The sequence below is a fragment of the Puia sp. genome (genome assembly GCF_036500295.1).
Lineage (GTDB): Bacteria > Bacteroidota > Bacteroidia > Chitinophagales > Chitinophagaceae > Puia.
Genome location: NZ_DASYCH010000070.1, coordinates 62,369 through 83,777, shown reverse-complemented (window position 1 = coordinate 83,777; position 21,409 = coordinate 62,369). Strand labels below are relative to the sequence as shown.

General features: G+C 55.4%; 18 protein-coding genes. 10 read left to right on the top strand and 8 right to left on the bottom strand.

Annotated features, from left to right (window positions below; all coding sequences use genetic code 11):
* Positions 1 to 8: 8 nt before the first annotated feature.
* The 8 genes from VGM48_RS14185 to VGM48_RS14150 all read left to right on the top strand — a co-directional run bounded on the left by VGM48_RS14185 (position 9) and on the right by VGM48_RS14150 (position 7,837).
* Positions 9 to 1,562 carry a M20/M25/M40 family metallo-hydrolase gene (locus VGM48_RS14185; RefSeq protein WP_331580174.1) on the top strand — a complete coding sequence of 518 codons (1,554 nt, stop codon included), beginning with the start codon at positions 9 to 11 and terminating at the stop codon, positions 1,560 to 1,562.
* A 56-nt stretch (positions 1,563 to 1,618) separates the two neighbouring features.
* A complete protein-coding gene (gene pdhA / locus VGM48_RS14180) occupies positions 1,619 to 2,614 on the top strand; it encodes a pyruvate dehydrogenase (acetyl-transferring) E1 component subunit alpha (protein WP_331580172.1) in 996 nt (331 codons plus the stop codon).
* 38 nt (positions 2,615 to 2,652) lie between these two features.
* Complete coding sequence (locus tag VGM48_RS14175) at positions 2,653 to 3,333, top strand: tetratricopeptide repeat protein (protein ID WP_331580170.1); 681 nt, start codon at positions 2,653 to 2,655, stop codon at positions 3,331 to 3,333.
* Positions 3,334 to 3,382: 49 nt separating this feature from the next.
* Complete coding sequence (gene ribH, locus VGM48_RS14170) at positions 3,383 to 3,880, top strand: 6,7-dimethyl-8-ribityllumazine synthase (RefSeq protein ID WP_331580168.1); 498 nt, start codon at positions 3,383 to 3,385, stop codon at positions 3,878 to 3,880.
* The gene (locus VGM48_RS14165; RefSeq protein WP_331580166.1) at positions 3,877 to 4,593 is read left to right on the top strand and encodes a (Fe-S)-binding protein; all 717 of its coding nucleotides are present in this window, start codon (positions 3,877 to 3,879) and stop codon (positions 4,591 to 4,593) included. Before ribH ends, VGM48_RS14165 begins: the two co-directional genes overlap by 4 nt.
* Before the next feature lie 305 nt (positions 4,594 to 4,898).
* Positions 4,899 to 5,309, top strand: a complete 411-nt coding sequence (locus VGM48_RS14160; protein ID WP_331580164.1) for an EVE domain-containing protein — start codon at positions 4,899 to 4,901, stop codon at positions 5,307 to 5,309.
* A gap of 48 nt (positions 5,310 to 5,357) precedes the next feature.
* Positions 5,358 to 6,047, top strand: coding sequence for an NAD-dependent deacylase (locus VGM48_RS14155; protein ID WP_331580162.1), 690 nt, complete (start codon positions 5,358 to 5,360; stop codon positions 6,045 to 6,047).
* A 443-nt stretch (positions 6,048 to 6,490) separates the two neighbouring features.
* A complete protein-coding gene (locus tag VGM48_RS14150) occupies positions 6,491 to 7,837 on the top strand; it encodes a hypothetical protein (protein WP_331580160.1) in 1,347 nt (448 codons plus the stop codon).
* Here VGM48_RS14150 and VGM48_RS14145 read toward each other — a convergent pair.
* From VGM48_RS14145 to VGM48_RS14135, 3 genes are all read right to left on the bottom strand, one after another.
* The gene (locus tag VGM48_RS14145; protein ID WP_331580158.1) at positions 7,818 to 9,092 is read right to left on the bottom strand and encodes a saccharopine dehydrogenase C-terminal domain-containing protein; all 1,275 of its coding nucleotides are present in this window, start codon (positions 9,090 to 9,092) and stop codon (positions 7,818 to 7,820) included. The two genes, VGM48_RS14150 and VGM48_RS14145, sit on opposite strands and share 20 nt — an antisense overlap.
* Before the next feature lie 75 nt (positions 9,093 to 9,167).
* Positions 9,168 to 9,485, bottom strand: a complete 318-nt coding sequence (locus VGM48_RS14140) for a hypothetical protein (RefSeq protein ID WP_331580156.1) — start codon at positions 9,483 to 9,485, stop codon at positions 9,168 to 9,170.
* 211 nt (positions 9,486 to 9,696) lie between these two features.
* Positions 9,697 to 11,142, bottom strand: a complete 1,446-nt coding sequence (locus VGM48_RS14135; RefSeq protein WP_331580154.1) for a hypothetical protein — start codon at positions 11,140 to 11,142, stop codon at positions 9,697 to 9,699.
* Positions 11,143 to 11,398: 256 nt separating this feature from the next.
* Here VGM48_RS14135 and VGM48_RS14130 point away from each other — a divergent pair, with 256 nt between their 5' ends.
* Entirely contained in the window at positions 11,399 to 13,126 is a 1,728-nt protein-coding gene (locus VGM48_RS14130; protein WP_331580152.1) for a phospho-sugar mutase, read from the top strand.
* A gap of 197 nt (positions 13,127 to 13,323) precedes the next feature.
* On the opposite strand, the gene VGM48_RS14125 is transcribed toward VGM48_RS14130, so the two are convergent.
* The 5 genes from VGM48_RS14125 to VGM48_RS14105 form a co-directional block, all read right to left on the bottom strand.
* Positions 13,324 to 15,711, bottom strand: coding sequence for a ribonucleoside-diphosphate reductase subunit alpha (locus VGM48_RS14125; RefSeq protein WP_331580150.1), 2,388 nt, complete (start codon positions 15,709 to 15,711; stop codon positions 13,324 to 13,326).
* A gap of 24 nt (positions 15,712 to 15,735) precedes the next feature.
* Entirely contained in the window at positions 15,736 to 16,707 is a 972-nt protein-coding gene (locus VGM48_RS14120; protein WP_331580149.1) for a ribonucleoside-diphosphate reductase small subunit, read from the bottom strand.
* A 185-nt stretch (positions 16,708 to 16,892) separates the two neighbouring features.
* Positions 16,893 to 18,200, bottom strand: coding sequence for a hypothetical protein (locus tag VGM48_RS14115; protein ID WP_331580147.1), 1,308 nt, complete (start codon positions 18,198 to 18,200; stop codon positions 16,893 to 16,895).
* Positions 18,200 to 19,393 (bottom strand): Gfo/Idh/MocA family oxidoreductase, encoded by a 1,194-nt coding sequence (locus VGM48_RS14110; protein WP_331580145.1) that lies wholly within the window; start codon positions 19,391 to 19,393, stop codon positions 18,200 to 18,202. Before VGM48_RS14110 ends, VGM48_RS14115 begins: the two co-directional genes overlap by 1 nt.
* A gap of 10 nt (positions 19,394 to 19,403) precedes the next feature.
* The gene (locus VGM48_RS14105; RefSeq protein WP_331580143.1) at positions 19,404 to 20,597 is read right to left on the bottom strand and encodes a nucleoside permease; all 1,194 of its coding nucleotides are present in this window, start codon (positions 20,595 to 20,597) and stop codon (positions 19,404 to 19,406) included.
* Positions 20,598 to 20,743: 146 nt separating this feature from the next.
* On the opposite strand from VGM48_RS14105, the gene VGM48_RS14100 reads away from it, so the two are divergent.
* On the top strand, positions 20,744 to 21,400 hold the full coding sequence (locus VGM48_RS14100; RefSeq protein WP_331580141.1) for a protein-L-isoaspartate(D-aspartate) O-methyltransferase: 657 nt from the start codon (positions 20,744 to 20,746) through the stop codon (positions 21,398 to 21,400).
* Positions 21,401 to 21,409 lie beyond the last annotated feature (9 nt).

Here is a 21,409-nt window from a genome sequence, read left to right as displayed (position 1 = left end):
ACACTGCTATGAATAAACTTTTCGGACTGCTTCTGATGGCCGGGCTTTCCGCGCCGGCAGTAACCGCCGCACAGGAAACGGTTGACACGGCAATGGTTAGACGAATCCGGCAGGAAGGGCTTACCAACAGCCAGATACCCGCCATCGCACATCACCTGACCGACGAGATGGGGCCACGGCTCACCAACAGCCCGGGTTTTCACCGGGCCGCCGCCTGGGTCGTGCAGACCCTGAAAAGCTGGGGCCTCAGCGGGGCGCAGGCCGAACCTTGGGGGGAATTCGGGTATGGATGGTCGGCGGAGAAAACGACCCTGGCCATGCGCACGCCGTACTACAGCCCGCTGATCGCCTATGCCACTCCCTGGAGCGGCAGCACCAACGGGGCGGTATCCGCACCCGTTTTTGTCGTGGCGAAGATGGACTCCGCCTGGATCACCGGTCATCTCAGTGAGATGAAAGGAAAGATCCTGGTCATCACCCCACAGGACAGTGTATTATCGCCGGATTTCAAGCCCGACGCTACCCGGTATAGCGACAGCGCACTGGCGGCCATCGGCGACACGTATATGTTCACCAAGGAGATGTTCAAGTTCTACCTGCCCTTCCTCCTGAAAAATATGGCACTCGACAAGATGCTGGCCCACAGCGGGGCCCTGGCGATCCTCCATGCCTCCGCACGCCGGGACGGGACCGTGGTCGTGCAAAGTATGACCGGCTGGCGGAAGAAGGATCAACCGGCGATCCCCGATCTGCAGGTCGCCAAGGAAGATCTGCAACGGTTATCCCGGCTGGCGCTTGGGGGCACGAACGTGACCGTCGAGGTACAAAGCGATACCAAACTCTATGATCAGGACCTGACGGGACATAACGTCGTGGGGGAGATACCCGGCACCGATCCGGCCCTGAAGTCGGAAGTGGTCATGCTGGGCGGTCATCTGGACTCCTGGTCTTCGGGGACGGGAGCCACCGATAACGGCGCAGGCTGTATCGTGGCGCTCGAGGCGATCCGCATCCTCAAGGACCTGGGGATAAAGCCCAAACGGACGATCCGGATTGCCCTGTGGGACGGTGAAGAACAAGGGTTGTTCGGTTCCTTCCACTATGTGAAAAATCATTTTGGCGACCCCATCGACATGAAGTTGAAGCCCGAGGCGGCCAGGATCTCGGCGTATTACAACCTGGACAACGGCACGGGCAGGATCCGGGGCATCTTTGCCCAGGGAAATGAGCAGGCGGCGGCCATTTTCAAACAATGGTTCGTTCCCTTCCACGACCTTGGCGCAACCACGGTAACCCTCCATAATACGGGTTCGACCGATCACCTCAGCTTTGACGCCGTAGGTATTCCCGGCTTCCAGTTCATTCAGGACGAGCTGGATTACGAGACCCGGACCCACCATTCGAACGAGGACAATTATGACCATCTGCGAATGGACGATCTGCGGCAGGCGGCCACGATCCTGGCAGGCTTTGTGTATTTCACAGCCATGCGGCCCCAGATGATCCCCAGGAAGCCGTTACCGAAGCCCGAAAAGTTCGTTTTTGACGATATTTTCCCATAAAGGATTGAGGGGGAAGGCGTATATTTGCGCCTCGGAACCCAAAATTTTTCAATATCGTGGCTACCAAATTCTCAAAAGAGACCTACCTGTATTGGTATGAATTAATGCAGTTGATCCGCCAGTTCGAGCTGATGGCGGAAGAAAAATACAAAATGGAAGGTAAGATCCGTGGTTTCTTCCATGCCTATATAGGACAGGAGGCGATCGCGGCCGGCTGTATGACGGCCACCAAACCGGATGATCCGTTTATCACCGCTTACCGCGACCATGGTCTGGCCCTGTCCAAGGGTGTCAGCGCCAATGCCTGCATGGCCGAATTGTATGGCAAGGCGACCGGTGCAGCCAAGGGGAAGGGTGGGAGCATGCACTTCTTTGGCGTGGACGTGAAATTCTTTGGCGGTCATGGGATCGTCGGTGCACAGATCGGCACCGGTGCCGGACTCGCCTTTGCCGAGCGATACAAGGGCACAGACAACGTGGCGCTCACCTTTTTTGGCGACGGCGCCGCCCGGCAGGGAATGCTGCACGAGACCTTCAACCTGGCGATGCTGTGGAAGCTGCCGGTTATCTTTGTCTGCGAGAACAACAACTATGCGATGGGGACCAGCGTCGAGCGGACCTCGAACGTAGTCGATATCTATAAGCTGGCCGATGCCTACGAGATGCCCGCCGACTCCATCGACGGGATGAGCCCCGAAGCCGTCCACGAAGCGGTCGCCCGCGCCGTCAAACGCGCACGTCAGGGCGATGGCCCGACCCTGCTCGAGATCAAGACCTATCGCTACAAAGGCCACTCTATTTCCGATCCGCAGAAATACCGGACGAAAGAAGAAGTGGATGAATACAAGCAACGCGACCCCGTGCTGGCCGTGCTGGACACCATCATGACGAAAAAATACGCCACCCAGGAAGAGATCGACGCGATCAACAAACGGGTGAACGACACCGTTGCCGAGTCGGTGAAGTTCGCCGAAGAGTCACCCTGGCCGGATGACTCCGAAGTGTATAAAGATGTCTATCTCGATGCGAACTATCCCTTTATCGTCGACTAAAATCCATTCAACAAAAAGCAATTTTCATTAAATAAGCCATGTCAGAGATCAAACACCCCGCTCATTTAGAGGACGAAAAAAATCCGGTTGCCCAGTTCCACAACGCCTGGGAGAAATATGGGAAGACGGCTTCCTATGTACTATTGGTGGTCATCGTCATCATAGGAGGCTTTATCGCCTATCGCAACTTCATCAGCGAACCCAAAGAGCTACAGGCTTCCGAAGCCATGTTCCGGGCGGAGGAATACTTCCGGGAAGATTCGGCCCGGCTTGCCCTCAACGGCGACAATATCAATGCCGGCTTCCTGAAGGTCATGTCCAGATACAGTGGCACGAAGGCCGCCGGTATGGCCGGCTTTTATGCAGGCAGCTGCTATCTGAAGCTCGGCGATTTCAACAATGCCGTGAAATACCTGAAGGACTTCTCCACGCCGGTAAAGCAACTGCAGGAGCGGGCGCTGGGCTTGCTGGGCGATGCGTATTCCGAACAGGGCAAGAAGGAAGAAGCGGCCGACCAGTACAAGAAAGCCGGTACCTACTACGAACAGGATGAACTTCTCTCTCCTGAATATCTTTTCCGCAGCGGCTACCTGTACGAGAACATGGGCAAGATGCAAGATGCGATCGCAATGTACAAGTTGATCAAGGACAAATATCCCACCTCGCAGCGTGGCGCCGATATCGACAAATACCTGGCGAGACTGGGTGTGATTCAATAACCAGAGCCCCTGGAAAGGGCTCGTCAGAAGGACAAACATTCATGACCTTATGGCTGAAGTGACAAACAGTAACTTATTCGCCACCAACGCAGGCATCCCGGGTATCGAGGGTGCCTGTGTCGTTATTATCCGTACGGAATGGAATGCCGCCATCGTCGGCGCACTGGAGGCAGGCTGCAAGGCCGCGCTGGAGAAGGCCGGGGCGACCTGCCGGGTCATCGAAGTGCCGGGCGCATTCGAGATCCCCTTTGGCATCCGGGCCTATTGGGATATCCATAAATACCGGGACGACCGGCCCCAGGCCTTTATAGCCCTGGGTTGCGTGTTGAGAGGCGATACCCCGCATTTTGAATATGTATGCCGCGCCGTCACCGATGGGGTGCTTCAACTAAACCTGACGCTGCCCGTTCCGACGATCTTTGGCGTATTGACCGTCGACAACCAGCAGCAGGCCGACGAACGCATCGGCGGCAAGCACGGCCACAAGGGAGAAGAAGCCGCGATCACGGCGCTAAAAATGATCGCCGTAAAAAAGACCTTTCAGTGAGGGTACAACTATTCATACCATGTTTTGTCGACCAGCTTTACCCGGAGACCGCCTTCAATATGGTGAAGGTCCTGGAAAAAGCGGGCGTCGAAGTGGCCTATAACGAGGAACAAACCTGCTGCGGCCAGCCGGCCTTTAATGCGGGTTTCCGCGACGAGGCACGGGAGGTCTGTACCAAATTCCTGAAGGATTTCGACGGCCATGACTATATCGTGGCGCCCAGCGCCAGCTGTGTCGGCTTTGTCCGCAATTACTACAGCACGCTGTTCAATAACTCGTCCCTCCACAACCAGGTGCGGGATATGCAAAAACGCATCTTCGAATTCTCTTCGTTTATGGTGAATGTGCTGGGCGTGGAAGATGTCGGAGCTTCGCTGTATGGGAAAGCCACCTATCACGACAGCTGCGCCGGTCTGCGGGAATGCCGGATAAAAGAAGAGCCGCGGAAACTGCTGGCCCGGGTGAAGGGCCTCGAAATGCTCGAAATGAATGATGTGGAGACCTGTTGCGGATTTGGCGGCAGCTTTGCGGTAAAATTCGAATCCATCTCTGTCGCCATGGCCGACCAGAAAGTGAATAATGCGCTTCAGACAGGCGCCGACTATATCATTTCCACCGATCTCTCCTGCCTGATGCACCTGGACGGGTATATCCGTCACAAAGGCTATCCGATTCGCACGATGCACATCGCGGATGTGTTAGCCAACTGCTAATTTTTCAAGGTATCGATCAATAACCGCCGGCAACCGGACTATCCGCTGACAGGTAAGGGCAAAAAAATAAGACCACCCAAATTACAGTAGTAACCGGATGGTCTTGACCCTTAAAACAACCTGTCGCAAGCGTTAAATAGGGTTAAAACCAGGCCTCAGGAATACATACGAAGCCCGGTACGCTTTGGATTTATAAAAAGGCGATTTTTTTCAAGAAAGGCACCCCCTATTGAAAGTCAATTACTTGTGGGTAACCTGGCGCCTGCCCGCAACCCGGATTTCTCGTAAATGATCTATTTTTGAGTATGGCATACTGGCTGGTAAAATCAGAACCCTCGGTCTATCCCTGGGACCAATTGGAAAAAGACAAGGAAACCGCCTGGACGGGCGTCCGGAACTACGCAGCCCGGCTTCATCTGCGGGCAATGAAAAAAGGCGATGAGGTGCTATATTATCATAGCAACGAAGGCATGGATATCGTCGGCATTGCAAAGATCTCGAAGGAAGCCTATCACGATCCCACGACGGACGACGATCGTTGGGACGCCGTGGACCTGAAACCCTTCAAGCGGTTAAAGCATCCCGTTAGTCTCGATCAGATCAAGGAGGATAAGCGCCTGAAGGAAATGGCGCTGGTAAGGATCAGCCGCCTGTCGGTCCAGCCGGTATCGGACAAGGAGTGGGCAGTGGTGATGGAACTGGCGAAGGAGAAGTAATGTTTTAACAGATCGTTGGGAAGTGGGGAGTTTTATTAATTTGTGCGCATGAAGAAAAAGATCGTAGTGCTCACCGGAGCAGGCATCAGCGCCGAGAGCGGGCTGAAGACCTTCCGCGATTCCGACGGACTGTGGGAAGGCTATGAGGTAACGGAAGTGGCAACGCCGGGAGCCTGGCGGCGGGACCCCAAACTGGTACTGGAATTTTATAATATGCGGCGCAGGGATGTCCTTAAAGCGAAGCCCAACGCGGCACATTTTGGTCTGGCCCAACTGGAGAAGGATTTCGACGTTCAGATCATCACCCAGAATATCGACGATCTCCATGAACGCGCGGGCAGCACCCGGGTGCTGCATCTGCACGGCGAGATCTTCAAGATGCGTAGCGAACGGGATGAACGACTCGTATATGACATCCGCGAAGATATCCTGCTGGGCCATACGGCAGAGGACGGAGCGCAGCTCCGGCCGAATATCGTCTGGTTCGAAGAGCCGGTGCCGATGATCGGGCATGCCGTCCCGCTGGTCCAGGCCGCGGATATCTTTATCGTCGTGGGCACCTCGCTGGTAGTATATCCGGCGGCGGGACTGGTAGGCGTGGCCGGACGGGGGATCCCGAAATTCATCGTCGATAAGAAGATCCCCGATACATCCGGCGTGAGCAACCTGGTTGCCATCGAACAGCCGGCGTCCGTTGGGGTGCTGGAGCTTCAGAAAAGACTTGGGGAGTTGGGGTGATCGGGGTAATCCTTATATTTGGACCAACCAACCTACTAACCGTGGATACTACCTCTTCCAGTAGCGGATTGCAGCTGTTCTACCTTGCAGCATTCCTCATCCTTGCCATGATTTTCATGAGCGCTCAGAAAAGTACCCTATCGATGATCCGCCCGGAAAACCGCCGAATGCACCCGGGGCTGGTATGGCTTCAACTGATCCCACTGTTCAATTGTATTTGCGACCAGTCTTTCAGCTGACCCCACACCGGCAAATTCAGATAATTTTTACGCTATTTTCGGATTTACGATAATCGGCCTCGGGCTGGCCACGATGACCTGCTGGATCATTTACTGGGTCAGGATCGTCCAATTTAAAAATAAGCTAAAGCGCGTACTCGCCTGAGGCGCCAGCCCAAAAATGCACTACTTTGCGCCGAAATGACCGGATATAAGCGATTATTAGTGATAAGGCCATTCTTTCTGGTAGCGGCTGTACTGTTCTCCGTCGGCAGCGCGTTTGCCCAGAACGACACCTCCGCAGCCGTACAACAGCTGAAGGAGTATTGCCGGCAGAATGTCCCGACGGGCTATAGCCCCCGGCTCAATATCCTGACGCTGACGCCCAAGGGCAATTTGCACTACCTGTTCCCGCTGTATCATGGGCTCAAAGACGAAGAGAAATTCCGGAAGATCTATTCCGACAAGGGATACTTCGATGAGATGAGCCAGTATTTCGCCTTTGCAGGGGACTACCGGACAGCCCTGCAATACCTGGTGAGAAGCTATGACAGCATCGATGACGCCACCCGCAAAAAGATCTATAAGACAGCCGCCAATCTACCCGAGATCGAGCACGTCGATGCCCGCAAGTATATCCATCTTGCCGCGAAGGACCGCCGGGTGGTAATGATCAACGAGGCTTTTGCAAAACCCTTGCATCGGGCCTTTACCCTCAGCCTGCTCGAAGATTTCTACCGGATGGGCTTCCGGTATCTCGCGATGGAGATGCTGGATAATTTCTCCAATCAGCGGCTCTCCAGCGTCGGGATGCACTCGGGGTATTATGTCTGTGAACCCGTCGGCGGGGAACTGATGCGCAAAGCCATCGAGCTCGGCTACACATTGGTGTCCTATGAGGACACCGCAGCCGGCACACACACAGCCAACCAGCGGGATTCGGTGCAGGCAGCCAACCTGAATGCCGTCCTCCTCAAAGATTCCACGGCAAAGATCCTCGTCCATGCCTCCTATGCCCATATCAGCAAGAAAAAACTGCCCGACGGCCATATCCCCATGGCCCTCGCCTTCTGGCGCCTCTCCGGTATCCAACCGCTGACCATCGATCAGATCGACATGACCGAAGAAAGCAGCTTTGGCTATGGCCGGGTCATCTATCAGGCCTATACGACAAGATTCAAGCTGAGCACGCCGTCTATCGCCCTGGTCAACAACACCCCGGTAAACATCACCGATAAGGACCTCTATGATCTATGCGTCATCCACCCGCCGACCCAATGGCTGGATGGACGGCCCACCTGGCTGAGCCTGGGAGGCACGCGGCAGCCTACCTATGTCAAATCGCCCTCCACCGCAGTCTTCCTCGTACAAGCCTATTATCAACAGGAGATCGACAACAACGACAACACACCCTGGCAGCTCGTGCCGGCCGATCAGACCTATACACCGGGCGGAAGCGATGGGTTAGGCCACAAGCGCTATCTGCTCTACCTGCGAAAGGGAAAGTACAAGATCTTTTTCCGCGACATCAATTACAAGATCCTGAGTGCTCTCAATATTGAAGTGAATTGAAGCAAATGCCCTGGCGTTCCAGCTCCTGCATCACCGGCTCGTAGATGGCCGGGACGATCGGGATATGCAATCCCCGCAACGTGATCTTTTGTTCCAGCACCAGTACAGCCGCGATGCCAAGCGGCAGGCCGACGGTACGGGCCATGGCCGTGTGCAAATGATCCTCGCCCTTTACGACCAGCGTGCTGGTGGCAACATGTTCTTTGCCTTCCCGCACAAAGCCGAGCTCGTGGATCATCACGATCATATCCTTGTCGGCGGGTTGCATCGCGAGCCGCGTTTCCAGCAAATGCTGGAGGATATCGGCGGAGCTGAGGGCAGCCGCCGGAACGAGGTCGGGATCGAAGCAGCCCAGGTATTCTAGTTGCCCGCGGATCGAGGCATCGACAAAGGACAGGAGGGGCGCCGACCAAACGGCATAGCTGAGATTATCGGTGTCGACGGGCGTCTTATCGTCGGTGAGCCCGGCCCGAACGATGGGCGCCCAGCCCCGGCAAAAATCGGGGTAGCGCAGGGTCGTCCGGATAAAGGTTGCCGCCGGCTCAAGGCCATATAAGGGAATATAAGAAAGGCTGTCGCGGTTGGGATACCAGGCCAGCTCACCGATACCCGGCATCGTGACTCGCCCCGGCTCCTCGAAAAGCCGGCTATGATCCTTTACCACTATCATACCGTTTTCCCGGTAACGGGCGCCGGCAGATCCGGCCAGGACGACATTCCGGGGATTCCAGGATATCTTATAGTGCCAGGGATTGTCATCGCTTTCGGGTGCGACAAGGCCGCCCGTATGAGAACGAAAAGAATGGATCCGGCCGCCGGTGCCCTCGATCTCCCGGATGAACTGCAGGGCGCTCATATGGTCGATCCCCGGGTCCAATCCCATCTCACAAAGAAAGAACAACCCTTTCTCCCGGATGGAGTCTTCGAGCGCGCGGATGGAGTCATCGAGATAGGAAGCCGTAAGCAGGTGCTTGCCGTTTGCCAGACAGGACAGCGCCACCCCATAGTGAAGGGCCGGCGGCAGGAGGGAGATGACGAGATCGGCGCCGGCGACAAGCGCATCGCGATCTTCTTCCCGGGTGACATCCAGCGCCACTGCCCGCGCCTGGGGATGGCCGGCGATCTTCGATTCCGCCAGGGGGAGGTTGCTTTCGGCCACGACCAGCTGCCAGCCCCGGGTAGCGGTGACGCCAAGCAGATAGCGGATCAGGCTGGTAGCGGACTTGCCGGCCCCGAAAAGGAGGATCTTTTTCATATGGACCGCAAGGTAACCCGTTTTGTTAACCGACTGCTAAACCCCTGGTATTAAACTTTTCTGGCAACTGCGGGATTATCTTCCTAAACGGATCTCGCCGAGATCTACATCCATGCCGGGCTTTACGTCGCTGACATCGAATCGGGCGTTCCGATAAGGCTCATTCGCCTCTACGGAGATGAGCCAGTGACCCGGGTTGATCGACCGGAGAATGTATTCCCCGTTGATATTCATCATCTCTACCGAGTCCCGTCCCTGAACGGCCCAGACCCTGTCGGCGGCGTCCAGGGGATACGTCCGAACGTGGAAGGAAGAAGTTTGTAATAGTTTGACAGCATGGATACTAGAGATACCTATTATCACAAGGCAAAGTTGCACCATCGCGTTTCTCATACCGATTCCAAATTTTTTGAAAAAATCCTTTGACTACTATGACAGGCTTCCAATTAAGAGATCGAAAAGAGTGGTGACAGAGGGCAAGATCGCACAGGGTATTTTCAACTACTGTGCCAAATGAAGAAGAATGTAGGAAATACTTGTTTACCTTTTTGTTAATGAGAAGGTTACAGGAGCCACCAAGGGCAGCCCGGCCGATGGCCAAAAATTAGATCCCAGAATAAGACAAGCCCAGGTCTTTTGAGCTGATAGTCGTGATCTTATACTGGACTTTTATCCCGCGGGTGCTTTTGGGCGCCTCCTGCATGAGGGCGGACCCTGCGCCGATGTTGCGGAAGTATAGGTTCTCTGTCTTGTAAACCTTTTTGTTTGCCTGGATGTACTGGACTTCCACTACAACCAGGTCCAGCGGATATACGCTCCGGTTAGTAACGGTCAACTGCAGGTCGTTGATCCCGCCAAAGGTCCCCACGGCATAGCCATTGGCTCCGACGGATACCTGGCTGGCGATAGGTGTCCTGGCGGGTTTGTCGACCTTGTTCTCCGACTTCGTTTCGATAATATCCGCACGATGAACCGCCTCCCGGTGTAGCGCCGAATTCGCGCCGGCAGCGGAATCCTTCGTAACGGGCGGAGGTATCACTCCTTTCTTCGGTGTGGCGGGTCTTTGCTTCGAAGTCGCCGGATGGGTAGGCTTCGTGACAGGCGGAACCGTCGTCACCGGTTGCTCAACAATTTCAGCTACCGAATCCTTCGCTTCTCCGGTGACACCGGCTGGTGAAGCCGGGATCGTCGCGGCAGCCGGCAGCTGCTGCGAAGCGGGATGAATGATGGGTTGAGCCGTATTCTGCGCCGCGTTTTTCGACGCGATCTTTTGCTGAAGGGCAGGATTGTCTTTGGCGAGGGAAATGCCGATAAAGATACCGGCGGCCAGCAGGGCCAGGATCACGAGGCCGATGCCGAGGGGCCGCAGGATCCGCTTAGAACGCATGGATCTCGACCGTGGAGAAACCGCCTCAAGTTGTTCTTCGAGTGAAGGCAGTTGTGAAGAATAATCCTCAGCGGCAGGCCTGGCATGAACCGCAGCGCCGGCAGGCGTGGCAGCGCCGGCGTGCGTGACGCCCGAAGCATAAGCGACATGCTCGGGATCCGGGGCGCCGGCCACAGTTACCGGGCGAACGGGCTCCTTCGGCGTCTCCCTAACCGGCGCGCCGTTGAGCCGCTGATCATTGGCCACCTCGCGTGGCGTCTCGCGGCTAGGCGATGACGTCCGGCCCGCGGGCATGGTCACATAAATAATGCGTTTGCCGGGCACCGCAGAGGGTTCACCGGCGTATTGCGGACTCGCGGCGGCAGGCGTTGCTGCCGGAACGATAGGCGGAAGCGATGTTGTCGTGGAAACCGTGGATTCGACAGCGGCGTTGACAGGTACGCCGGCGTTTGCGGAAGCAGCGGGCTTTTTGTAAAACCGGTCGAAAGGTTGTTCTTCGACAGGCGGCGCAAAGGAACTAAGCTCTTCTAACTCACCGGGATACCTCCATGCTGCACTTTTCCCTTCCAACCATACGAGATCGTAGGCTTTAAGCCCCATGCTCTTCAATTCATCGAGCGAGTATGGGCCGCTTTGCTTGTTATTACGAAGTAGCAAATACATATCCATGTTCCGGTTAAGAGGCGTTTTCGAATTCAGACGGTACCGATAAATAACAGCAAATTTTTCACCTGATACTGTGAAGGGTAAGTTATATTCTTACCGGCGCGGGATTTCAATGGATTTGAGGAGGACAGGCCGGGAGTCTGGGGCCGAAGGCAAATGTACTATTTTCGCAAATAATTTCATAGTATTCCCCAAGATTTGTTATTCTTCGCAAGATACCCGATCTTCGGAACCCAATATAAATTAACGATATATGGACGCTGCAATACAGGAAAAAGTGAATGCCTGGCTAACGGGAAATTATGATCAGGCAACCAAAGATGAGATCACCCGGCTGCAAAATGAGAACCCGACCGAACTGATGGATAGCTTTTATCGCAGCCTGGAATTTGGGACGGGGGGGTTAAGAGGGATCATGGGCGTCGGCACCAACCGGATGAACAAATATACCCTCGGGATGGCCACACAGGGATATGCCAACTACCTGAAGGCCTCTTTTCCCAATCAGGAAGTACGGGTCGCCATTGCCCATGACAGCCGGAACAACAGCCGTTTTTTTGCGGAAACCACGGCTAACGTATTTGCAGCCAACGGAATAAAGGTTTTTCTCTTCCAGTCGCTCCGCCCCACGCCGGAGCTGAGTTTTGCCATCCGGCACCTGCATTGCCAGGGCGGAGTGGTCTGCACCGCCTCCCATAACCCCAAAGAATACAACGGATATAAAGCCTACTGGGACGATGGCGGCCAGCTGGTGCCGCCCCACGACGGAAACGTCATCAGAGAAGTAGAGAAGATCGCCGGCGTGGATAGCGTAAAATGGGGTGGGGGCGAGTCCAACATCACGATGATCGGCAAAGAACTGGACGAGGCCTACATCGCCATGGTCCGCAATCTTTCTGTTTATCCCGAAGTCATTGAACGTCAGCATAATCTACGGATCGTCTATACCCCCATCCACGGGACGGGGATCAAACTCGTGCCCGAAGTGCTCCAGCGGTTTGGCTTTACCAATGTACACGTAGTGGATGAACAGGCTACCCCGGACGGAAATTTCCCGACCGTGATCTATCCCAACCCCGAAGAGAGCGAAGCGATGAGCATCGGATTACGGAAGGCGCGGCAGATCGACGCCGACATCCTCCTCGGGACCGATCCGGACGCCGACCGCGTGGGCATCGGGGTGAAGGACAGAAAAGGACAATGGGTCTTGCTCAACGGGAACCAGACGGCTGTCCTGGCGTTCAATTATATGATCGAGGCACGCAAGGCCAAGGGGATCTCCACCCCCGCCGATATGGTGGTCAAGACGATCGTGACGACCAACCTGATCGATGAGATCGCCGCGCACAACGAGATCGAGTGCTACAATGTGCTCACAGGATTCAAGTATATCGCCGAACTGATCAAGGAAAAAGAAGGCAAAAAGAACTATATCATCGGCGGAGAGGAAAGCTATGGCCTGATGATCGGCAGCCAGATCAGGGACAAGGATGCGGTAAGCGCCGTCGCCCTGCTTTGCGAGATGGCAGCCTATGAAAAAGACAAGGGCCGCAGCCTCTACGAAAAGCTGATCGATCTGTACGTCGAATACGGATTCTACAAGGAGCATCTCATCTCCATTACCAGGAAGGGCATGAACGGACAGAAGGAGATCGCAGACATGATGAGCGTCTATCGCAATAATCCTCCGGCCACGATCAACGGATCGCCCGTGACGCAGTTGCTCGACTACCAGCTGCAGAAGGGCCGGAATTTACAGAAAGGCGATACCTGGGCCATTCAACTGCCGAAGTCGAATGTCCTGCAATTCATCTTGGCTGATGGCAGCAAGATCTCTGCCCGTCCTTCGGGGACGGAACCCAAGATCAAATTCTATTTCAGCGTGCATACACAGCTTGCATCCGCAGGCGAGTACGACAAGGTAAACGCTGAACTATCCACGCGGATAGAAGGCATCATAAAAGATATGCAGCTGAAGTAAAGGTGGCTTGGCTAGAAGGCCATTTGAATGATTGCGACTAAAACGAAAAGGCTTGCGCTGAGGAGGTTGGTACGTGTGAACATAACGGTAAGTTTTTAGAGGGTTACAGATTGAAGCTAATGTAGGCACAAAACACCGCACTTGCAATAGTAAAAATACCTAGGCCCCACCGAAAGGCGGGGCCTAGGTGTTATTATTTATGCGGAACAGGTCACACAACCTTCCTGCATCGTGCAGGTCGCACCCACCATGTCTTCGCCGGCGTCGGCGGAAGCAACCTGGATGGCAGCGGGGTTGGCCAGCGGCTCGATCATCTTGCCGCCCTGGCGTTCGACCGTGAACTGAACAGCTTGCGAAGCGGCCTGCGTGCGCAGGTAATACATCCCCGTCTTCAGCCCCTTCTTCCAGCCATAGAAATGCATGGAAGTGAGTTTATTGGCCGAAGGCGAATCGATGAATAGATTGAGCGACTGCGACTGGCAGATATAGGCGCCGCGGTCGGCAGCCATATCGATGATATTGCGTTGCTTGATCTCCCACACCGTCTTATAGATCTCCTTCAGATGCTGCGGGATCTCATCGATGGCCTGGATCGAGCCGTTGTTGAAGATGATCTTACTCTTCATCTCGTCGTTCCACAGGTTCAGCTCGACCAGGTCCTTCAACAGATGCTTGTTCACCACCACAAATTCCCCGCTGAGTACCCGGCGGACATAGATGTTCGACGTGTAAGGCTCGAAGCACTCGTTGTTGCCGAGGATCTGCGACGTCGACGCCGTGGGCATCGGAGCGACCAGCAGGGAGTTGCGCACCCCGTGCTTGATAACCTCATCCTTCAGCCGGTACCAATCCCAGCGAAGCGTGGGCTCGACGTCCCAGAGATCGAACTGGAACTGCCCCTTCGAAGCCGGTGAGCCGGCAAAGCTGGAGTAAGGTCCCTCGATCTTCGCCAGGTCCTTCGACGCAGTCATCGCGGCGAAGTAGATGGTCTCGAAGATCTCCTTGTTCAGCTGCTTGGCTTTGTCGCTTTCAAACGGAAGCCGGAGCAGGATGAACGCATCGGCCAGTCCCTGAACGCCCAGACCGATCGGCCGGTGACGCAGGTTGGAGTTACGGGCCTCTTCGACAGGGTAATAGTTATTGTCGATGATCTTGTTCAGATTCTTCGTCACCTCGTAAGTTACGTCATAAAGCGTCTGGTGATCGAACTGCCCGTTGATCACAAAGCGGGGCAGCGCCAGCGACGCGAGGTTACAAACCGCGATCTCGTCGGGAGAAGTGTATTCGATGATCTCGGTGCAGAGGTTGCTGCTCTTGATCGTGCCGAGATTCTGCTGGTTGCTCTTGCGGTTGGCGGAATCCTTGTACAGGAGGTATGGCGTCCCGGTCTCTATCTGCGCATCGAGGATGGCGAACCACAGGTCCTGCGCCTTTACCGTACGGCGGGCACGGCCTTCGGCCTCGTACTGGGCATACAGTGCTTCAAAATCCGCACCCCAGGTCTCGTGAAGACCCGGTGCTTCATGGGGGCAGAACAGGCTCCATTCGCCGCCCGATTCAACGCGCTGCATAAACAGGTCGGGTATCCACAGGGCGTAGAAGAGGTCGCGGGCGCGAAGCTCATCCTTGCCGTGGTTCTTGCGGAGGTCGAGGAATGCGAATACATCCGCATGCCAGGGTTCGAGATAGATCGCAAAGGCGCCCTTGCGTTTGCCGCCGCCCTGATCCACATAGCGGGCCGTGTCGTTGAAGACTCGCAGCATCGGGATGATCCCGTTACTCGTGCCGTTGGTGCCGCCGATATAGGAACCCGTGGCCCGGATATTATGGATGGAGAGGCCGATACCACCCGCGCTCTGGGATATCTTGGCCGTTTGCTTCAGCGTGTCGTAGATGCCGTCGATGCTGTCGTCCTTCATCGTCAGCAGGAAACAGCTGCTCATTTGCGGCTTCGGCGTTCCGGCGTTGAAGAGGGTGGGGGTGGCATGCGTGAACCAGCGTTCGCTCATCAGATGGTAGGTCTTGATGGCCGCGTCGATATCGCTCTGATGGATACCGATGGCTACGCGCATATACATATGCTGGGGACGCTCGACGACCTTGCCGTCGACCTTCAGGAGATAAGATTTCTCCAGGGTCTTGAAGCCGAAGTAGTCGAAGCCGTAGTCCCGGTCGTAAATGATGGTGGAATCCAGGAGCTCGGCATTGTCGCTGACGATCTGCCAGACCTCATCGGAGAGCAGGGGGACCAGCTTGCCGGTCTTGCTGTCGCGGCATTCGAATAACAGCTTCATCGTGTCGGAGAAGCTCTTGATCGTGTTCTTGTGCAGATTACTTACCGCGATGCGGCTGGCCAGCAGGGCGTAATCCGGGTGCTTTACGGTGAGCGAAGCGGCGGTTTCGGCGGCCAGGTTATCCAGTTCGGTAGTGGTGACCCCGTCATAGAGTCCTTCAATGACCTTCTTGGCAACCTCTGCGGAGTTGACGAAGCGACGGTCGAGACCGTAGCAGAGTTTTTCGATCCGGGCCGTGATCTTGTCGAACTTCACGGACTCACTCTTGCCGTTTCTTTTGATGACGAACATATATATGTAGATTTAATGGGTAATCTAAAAATCTTCTTCGAGGCTGAAGGTCTGCGCTTCCTTGCCGGACATGACCCCTGACTTCTGATAGTCGCCGACGCGCTTCTCGAAGAAGTTGGTCTTGCCCTGCAACGAGATCATTTCCATGAAGTCGAAGGGGTTGGTGGTATTGAAGAGCTTGGTGTAGCCCAGCTGGTCCAGCCAGCGATCCGCCACGAACTCGATGTATTGCTGCATGAGCCGGGCATTCATCCCGATAAGATCGACGGGGAGCGCTTCGGTGATAAACTCTTTCTCGATGTTGACGGCGTCGCCGATAATGGAATGCACGTGTTCCTGGGGGAGCTTGTTCTCCAGCATGCTGTAGAGCAGGCAGGCGAATTCGCAATGCAGGCCTTCGTCGCGGCTGATCAGCTCGTTGCTGAAGGTGAGCCCGGGCATCAGGCCTCTTTTCTTCATCCAGAAGATAGAGCAGAAGCTGCCGCTGAAGAAGATACCTTCCACGGCCGCGAAGGCAACCAGCCGCTCGGCGAAACTGCCGTTCTGGATCCAGCGAAGAGCCCACTGCGCTTTCTTCTGCACGGCGGGAACCGTGTCGATGGCATGGAAGAGCCGGTATTTTTCCTGAGGATCTTTGATGTAAGTGTCGATGAGCAGGGCGTAGGTCTCCGAGTGGATATTCTCCATCATGATCTGGAAGCCGTAGAAGCAACGGGCTTCGGGCAGCTGCACCTCGCTCATGAAGTTGACGGCCAGGTTCTCATTGACGATGCCGTCGCTGGCGGCAAAAAAAGCAAGAACGTGGGAAATAAAATGCCGTTCGCCATCGTTTAATTTGCCCCAGTCCTGGAGGTCACCCCCGAGGTCGATCTCCTCCGCCGTCCAAAAGGAAGCCTCATGCTTCTTATACATCTCCCACACTTTTGGGTAGTTGATCGGCAGGATGACAAACCGATCTTTATTTTCTTTCAATAAGACCTCGTTTCCGTTCTCCATTTTACTTAATAGATTGCAGATGAATGAATGATAACCTCAATGGTTCGGGGACAGTTCCGGCAATACCTTTGGCGGCAGGGGACTCTTTCGGAGGAGGTGGACCTCTTTCGGTGAAGAGCTAACTCAAAAATAACATAGCCAGGGAAAAAACGGGGTTTATGTTTTCCACCCAATGTGCAATACTTTTACCCCAAATCCCGAAAGCCGCGCGGGGTCAGCGCCATCCCCAAAAACCCGAGTAAAAGTCCATATTCGCCGATGGTTTGACCCATCTTCACAAAGGGCAAATGGATACAATTGAGCAGTAATCCCACCAGCAGCAGGACATAGATCCACTTCCGCCCCGGGGTAAACTCCGTAGCCGCCAGCAGCAGCGGGAATATCCATTGAACGGTGTAGTACTGATGGCGATAGATCGGGGAGGCCAGATCGGCGATCATGAACAGGCAAACCCCGAGCAGGGCCGCCCCGGCAAGATCCGGTTTATCGGAAGGCTGGCCACGAAGACGAAGAAAGAACAAAAGAACAACGATACCGATCGCGCCAAGCGCCAGTACACCCATGGCCGTTACGGAAAGCACCGTATGAAAAATGCCGTTGAAAAGAACAAAGAAATTCCCATTCTCCGAATAGATCGGGGCCGGAGGATGGTCCATATAGCGGGTCGTTTCGACCGTATCGATGCCTTCCCATTTGCGGTAATGCGGGTCGGCCACATTGTGCACGATATCGGGATGCAGTTTTTGATTGATCTTCGTCGCCTCGGCCACATTGTGGAAATAGTCCTGCCACAGACCACGCTCATGCGAACTGAAAAGCGTCCAGCCGGCCAACAGCACCGCGGGGAGACAAAACCACAGAAGCCGGCGGCGGGGATAAAACGGGATCAAAAACAAAAAACCAACGAAAAACAACGCAGTGTTCGGTCTGATCCCGACAAGACAGGCGGCGGCAACCCCGGCGGCCAGATCCCGGGCCGGATGCCCATTCTTCTCCCAGAAAGCAAAAAAAAGCATCGCGAACAGCGGGATACAGAGATAGGTTTGCCCATTAGCCACATGCTGCTTCCAGCCATTGGTCAGCAGCACCAGTCCGAACACCAGCAGCACGGCCTGTCGTTGAAGCGGCGTAACGGCCCGGAGAAAGGCCCAGAGCGCAATCCCCGCAAACATCAGGTATTCCAGCACCAGCCAGCACCGGGAGATGGTGGCCTGGGGCATCTCGACCAGCGGCGACAGCAGCCGGTACATCACCGGGGTAGACGTCATATGCGATGGCCGCCAGTCATCGAAATTCTGCGGATCGTAATAGCGCAGCCCATCCGCCGCGCTCCATTTGTAGAAATAGGGCGAGCCGCCATCCTTCACGATCCTCGAACCCGTCACCCGGTTGCGCAGATCCCCGGCATAGGCTTTTTCAAAGCGGATATCCCGGCTGATGGCGTATCCCAGAACGAACAGGACCGCTGACGTCAGCAGCAGCCATCGCCCCATCAGCTGAGCACTTTTTCCGTGATCTTCCCGGTGGTCTTGTCTTTCAGGATCACTTTTTTGGCGCCATAGTGCGTCACCTCCTCTTTTACGAGATAATGGGCCGCGTCGTATTCGATGAGATGGCTGTCCTTGGTGACCCCGATCCTGCCACGCCAGATGTCGAGCTTGACGGGTTCCCACAGCTTTGTCTTCGCCGAACGATAGGCTGCGTCCAGGATGGCGTTGACCACATATCCGTCGTAGAAGGTTTCTTTTGGCGCGGCGCCTTTTTCGAGGGCGTTGAAGACATCGGTGAACATATGGTTGTAGCCAAGATCGTTCACTTCGTCGCCGACGGGGAAGAGCCAGCCGGTGTTGCTCTCCGCTTTCTCCGCGACATAGTCGGCGCCCTTACCGGTGGTGAACATCTCCAGCCCCGTGCGCAGGAAATTGTTGATAAAGATCGTCCCTTCGGTTCCCATGACCTCATCCCGCAGATCCATCCCGCCGCGGAAGGTCCAGCTGACCTCGAACTGGCCGATGGCCCCGTTCTCATATTTCACCATCCCGATGGCATGGTCTTCGGCGTCGATGGGTTTCACCTGGGTATCGGCCCAGCACATGACTTCGACGGGTTTGATGTCCTTACCGATAAAGCTGCGGGCGATCTCCACGCAATGACAACCCAGGTCGAGGATACAGCCGCCGCCCGCCTGTTCGATATCCCAGAACCATTCGCTGTGCGGGCCAGGGTGGGTCTCGCGGGACTTAGCCCAGAGGATGCGGCCAAGCGCGCCATTGGCCACGCTTTGGTGGGCCTTCAGGAATTTCGGGGTATAGACGAGGTCTTCGAGATAGGCGTTGAGGATCCCCGCATCTTCCACTGCTTCCAGCATGCGGCGCGCTTCGGTGGCGTTGCGGCCGAGGGGCTTGGTGGTCATTACGGCCTTCTTGTGCTTGCAGCAGAGGAGGACGGCGATCTCGTGGAGGTTATTGGGCAGGGAGATACAGACGAGGTTTACTTCCGGCCGGGCAATAGCCTCTTCCATCTCGGTGGTCCAATGGTTGCATTTGTAATCTTTGGCAAATTTTTCCGCGCTTTCCTTCCGGCGGGAGTAGACTGAGACGATGGAATCGCGGCTCCGCTGGCCAAGAATGGATTCGGCATAGAAACGGGCGATAAAACCGGAACCGAGCATAGCGATCTTTACCATAACGAATGATTTATTGGTTTACAGTCAATTGTTTTTTTTCACGGAAGAACAAAATAAAGTAGACAAGCACGGCGGCGGCGATATAGGCCGGCACCAGCCAGATGCCCTTCCAGTCATGGGCAACGGCGCCACCTTTGACGACGTACGAGTCCACAACCACTCCGGAGAACCAGGTGCCGGCAAACATCCCGACACCATAGGTGGCCAGGGTGAAGAGCTGCTGTGCGGCGTTCTTGATCTTTGCACCCGCCTTTTTCTCGGTGTACATGTAACCCGTCACGAAGAAAAAGTCGTAGCAGACCCCGTGGAGGAGGATGCCCGCATAGAGCATCCACGTCTTGTCGCCGAGACCGCCGTAGGCAAAGCAAATGTAGCGGAGGATCCAGGCTACCATCCCCATCAGGATCATGTTCTTGACCCCGATGCGGTTGAAAAGGAAAGGTATGGCGATGATGAAGAGCCCCTCCGAGAACTGGCCGAGCGTCATCTTTGTAGCGGCATTGTCCATGCCCAGCTCATTGAGAAAAGGATTGGCAAAACCGTAATAGAAGCTCAGCGGGATGCAGACCAGGATGGCGGCGATAAAGAAGATGAGATAGGGCTTGCTTTTAAAGAGAACGAATGCCTCTGTTCCGGGAGCCTGGGATTCCTTCCCTTTCGGCGGCGTATTGGGCAGGACAAAACTAAGGAGGCCGAGCAGGACGGAGGCGGAGGCGGCGACCCGGAAGGTCGTGGCCGTCGGTTCGAGCTTATAGCTGCCGATGATGACCCCCGCGACGATCCACCCCAGGGTACCGAAAACACGGATCCAGGGGAACTGTTTTCCCGGATCGGTCATCTGGCCGAAGGCGACGCTGTTGGAAAGCGCGATGGTCGGCATATACAGGAGCGAATAGAGCAGGATCGCCACGGCAAATAACGGATCGCTTCCGATCATGGGCACGATAAAGAGCAGCCCGCCGCCGGCGAGGTGGAGGACGCCCATTACCCGCTGCGCGGGGAAATAACGATCGGCGATCAGGCCGACAAAGAAAGGGGAGACAATGGTCGCGACGGCCAGTGCGCTATACGCCTTGCCGATCCAGCTACCGGAGGAATGCAGGTGCTCGCCCATATAAGTGCCCATCGTGACATACCAGGCCCCCCAGATGAAGTATTCGACGAACATCATGAAGGCCAGTTGGCTACCTGTTTTAAATTTCATTTTACATTCGAATTTTGTATTTCGGGAAAAAATTGCGGAAAGATAATTTTTTCCCGAAATTTTCATTATATCTGTCCGCTCCGCGGACGAAACGGACAAAGTCCGTTTCGCGAGGTTCGAATATAGGGATTAAATTGCACCCGTTTATGAGAACATTCGAAGACAGTTACCGCCATAAGGGGTTGCGCAGGCAGCTCGTGGATATCGTCCGGCAGAAAGGCATTACCGACGAACGGGTGCTGGACGCCATCCTGCATATCCCCAGGCATTTTTTCATGGATTCGGCCTTTGACAAGATCGCTTACGAGGACCGCGCGTTTCCGATCGGCCAGGAGCAGACCATCTCCCAACCCTATACCGTCGCCTACCAGACCCAGCTGCTCGAGGTGAAACCCTTTGACAAGGTGTTGGAGATCGGCACGGGCAGCGCCTATCAGGCCTCCGTCCTGGCCGAGATGAAGGCACAGGTGTTCACGATCGAACGGCAGAGAAAATTATTCGACAGCAACAAGCTGTTCCCCTATCTGAAGAAATACCCCGCGCTGAAATTCTTCTATGGCGACGGGTTCGAAGGGTTACCCACCTATGCGCCTTTCGACAAGGTGATCGTCACCGCCGCCGCGCCGTTCATCCCGCCAAAGCTGGTCGAGCAGCTGAAACCCGGCGGGCTGATGGTCATCCCGGTAGGCGAGGGACAGGTGCAGCGGATGTTGCGGCTGACCCGCCAGGCGGATGGCAGCACGACGCAGGAAGTGTTTGACAATTTCTCCTTCGTGCCGATGGTGGAAGGAAAGAACAGCTAGGCCGATGGC

Bases quoted from the DNA above. Each gene is read 5' to 3' on its own strand.
- VGM48_RS14185 (WP_331580174.1), top strand. From the start codon at position 9: ATGAATAAACTTTTCGGACTGCTTCTGATGGCCGGGCTTTCCGCGCCG.
- VGM48_RS14175 (WP_331580170.1), top strand. From the start codon at position 2,653: ATGTCAGAGATCAAACACCCCGCTCATTTAGAGGACGAAAAAAATCCG.
- ribH (WP_331580168.1), top strand. From the start codon at position 3,383: ATGGCTGAAGTGACAAACAGTAACTTATTCGCCACCAACGCAGGCATC.
- VGM48_RS14160 (WP_331580164.1), top strand. From the start codon at position 4,899: ATGGCATACTGGCTGGTAAAATCAGAACCCTCGGTCTATCCCTGGGAC.
- VGM48_RS14155 (WP_331580162.1), top strand. From the start codon at position 5,358: ATGAAGAAAAAGATCGTAGTGCTCACCGGAGCAGGCATCAGCGCCGAG.
- VGM48_RS14145 (WP_331580158.1), bottom strand. From the start codon at position 9,092: ATGAAAAAGATCCTCCTTTTCGGGGCCGGCAAGTCCGCTACCAGCCTG.
- VGM48_RS14140 (WP_331580156.1), bottom strand. From the start codon at position 9,485: ATGAGAAACGCGATGGTGCAACTTTGCCTTGTGATAATAGGTATCTCT.
- VGM48_RS14135 (WP_331580154.1), bottom strand. From the start codon at position 11,142: ATGTATTTGCTACTTCGTAATAACAAGCAAAGCGGCCCATACTCGCTC.
- VGM48_RS14130 (WP_331580152.1), top strand. From the start codon at position 11,399: ATGGACGCTGCAATACAGGAAAAAGTGAATGCCTGGCTAACGGGAAAT.
- VGM48_RS14125 (WP_331580150.1), bottom strand. From the start codon at position 15,711: ATGTTCGTCATCAAAAGAAACGGCAAGAGTGAGTCCGTGAAGTTCGAC.
- VGM48_RS14120 (WP_331580149.1), bottom strand. From the start codon at position 16,707: ATGGAGAACGGAAACGAGGTCTTATTGAAAGAAAATAAAGATCGGTTT.
- VGM48_RS14115 (WP_331580147.1), bottom strand. From the start codon at position 18,200: ATGGGGCGATGGCTGCTGCTGACGTCAGCGGTCCTGTTCGTTCTGGGA.
- VGM48_RS14110 (WP_331580145.1), bottom strand. From the start codon at position 19,393: ATGGTAAAGATCGCTATGCTCGGTTCCGGTTTTATCGCCCGTTTCTAT.
- VGM48_RS14105 (WP_331580143.1), bottom strand. From the start codon at position 20,597: ATGAAATTTAAAACAGGTAGCCAACTGGCCTTCATGATGTTCGTCGAA.
- VGM48_RS14100 (WP_331580141.1), top strand. From the start codon at position 20,744: ATGAGAACATTCGAAGACAGTTACCGCCATAAGGGGTTGCGCAGGCAG.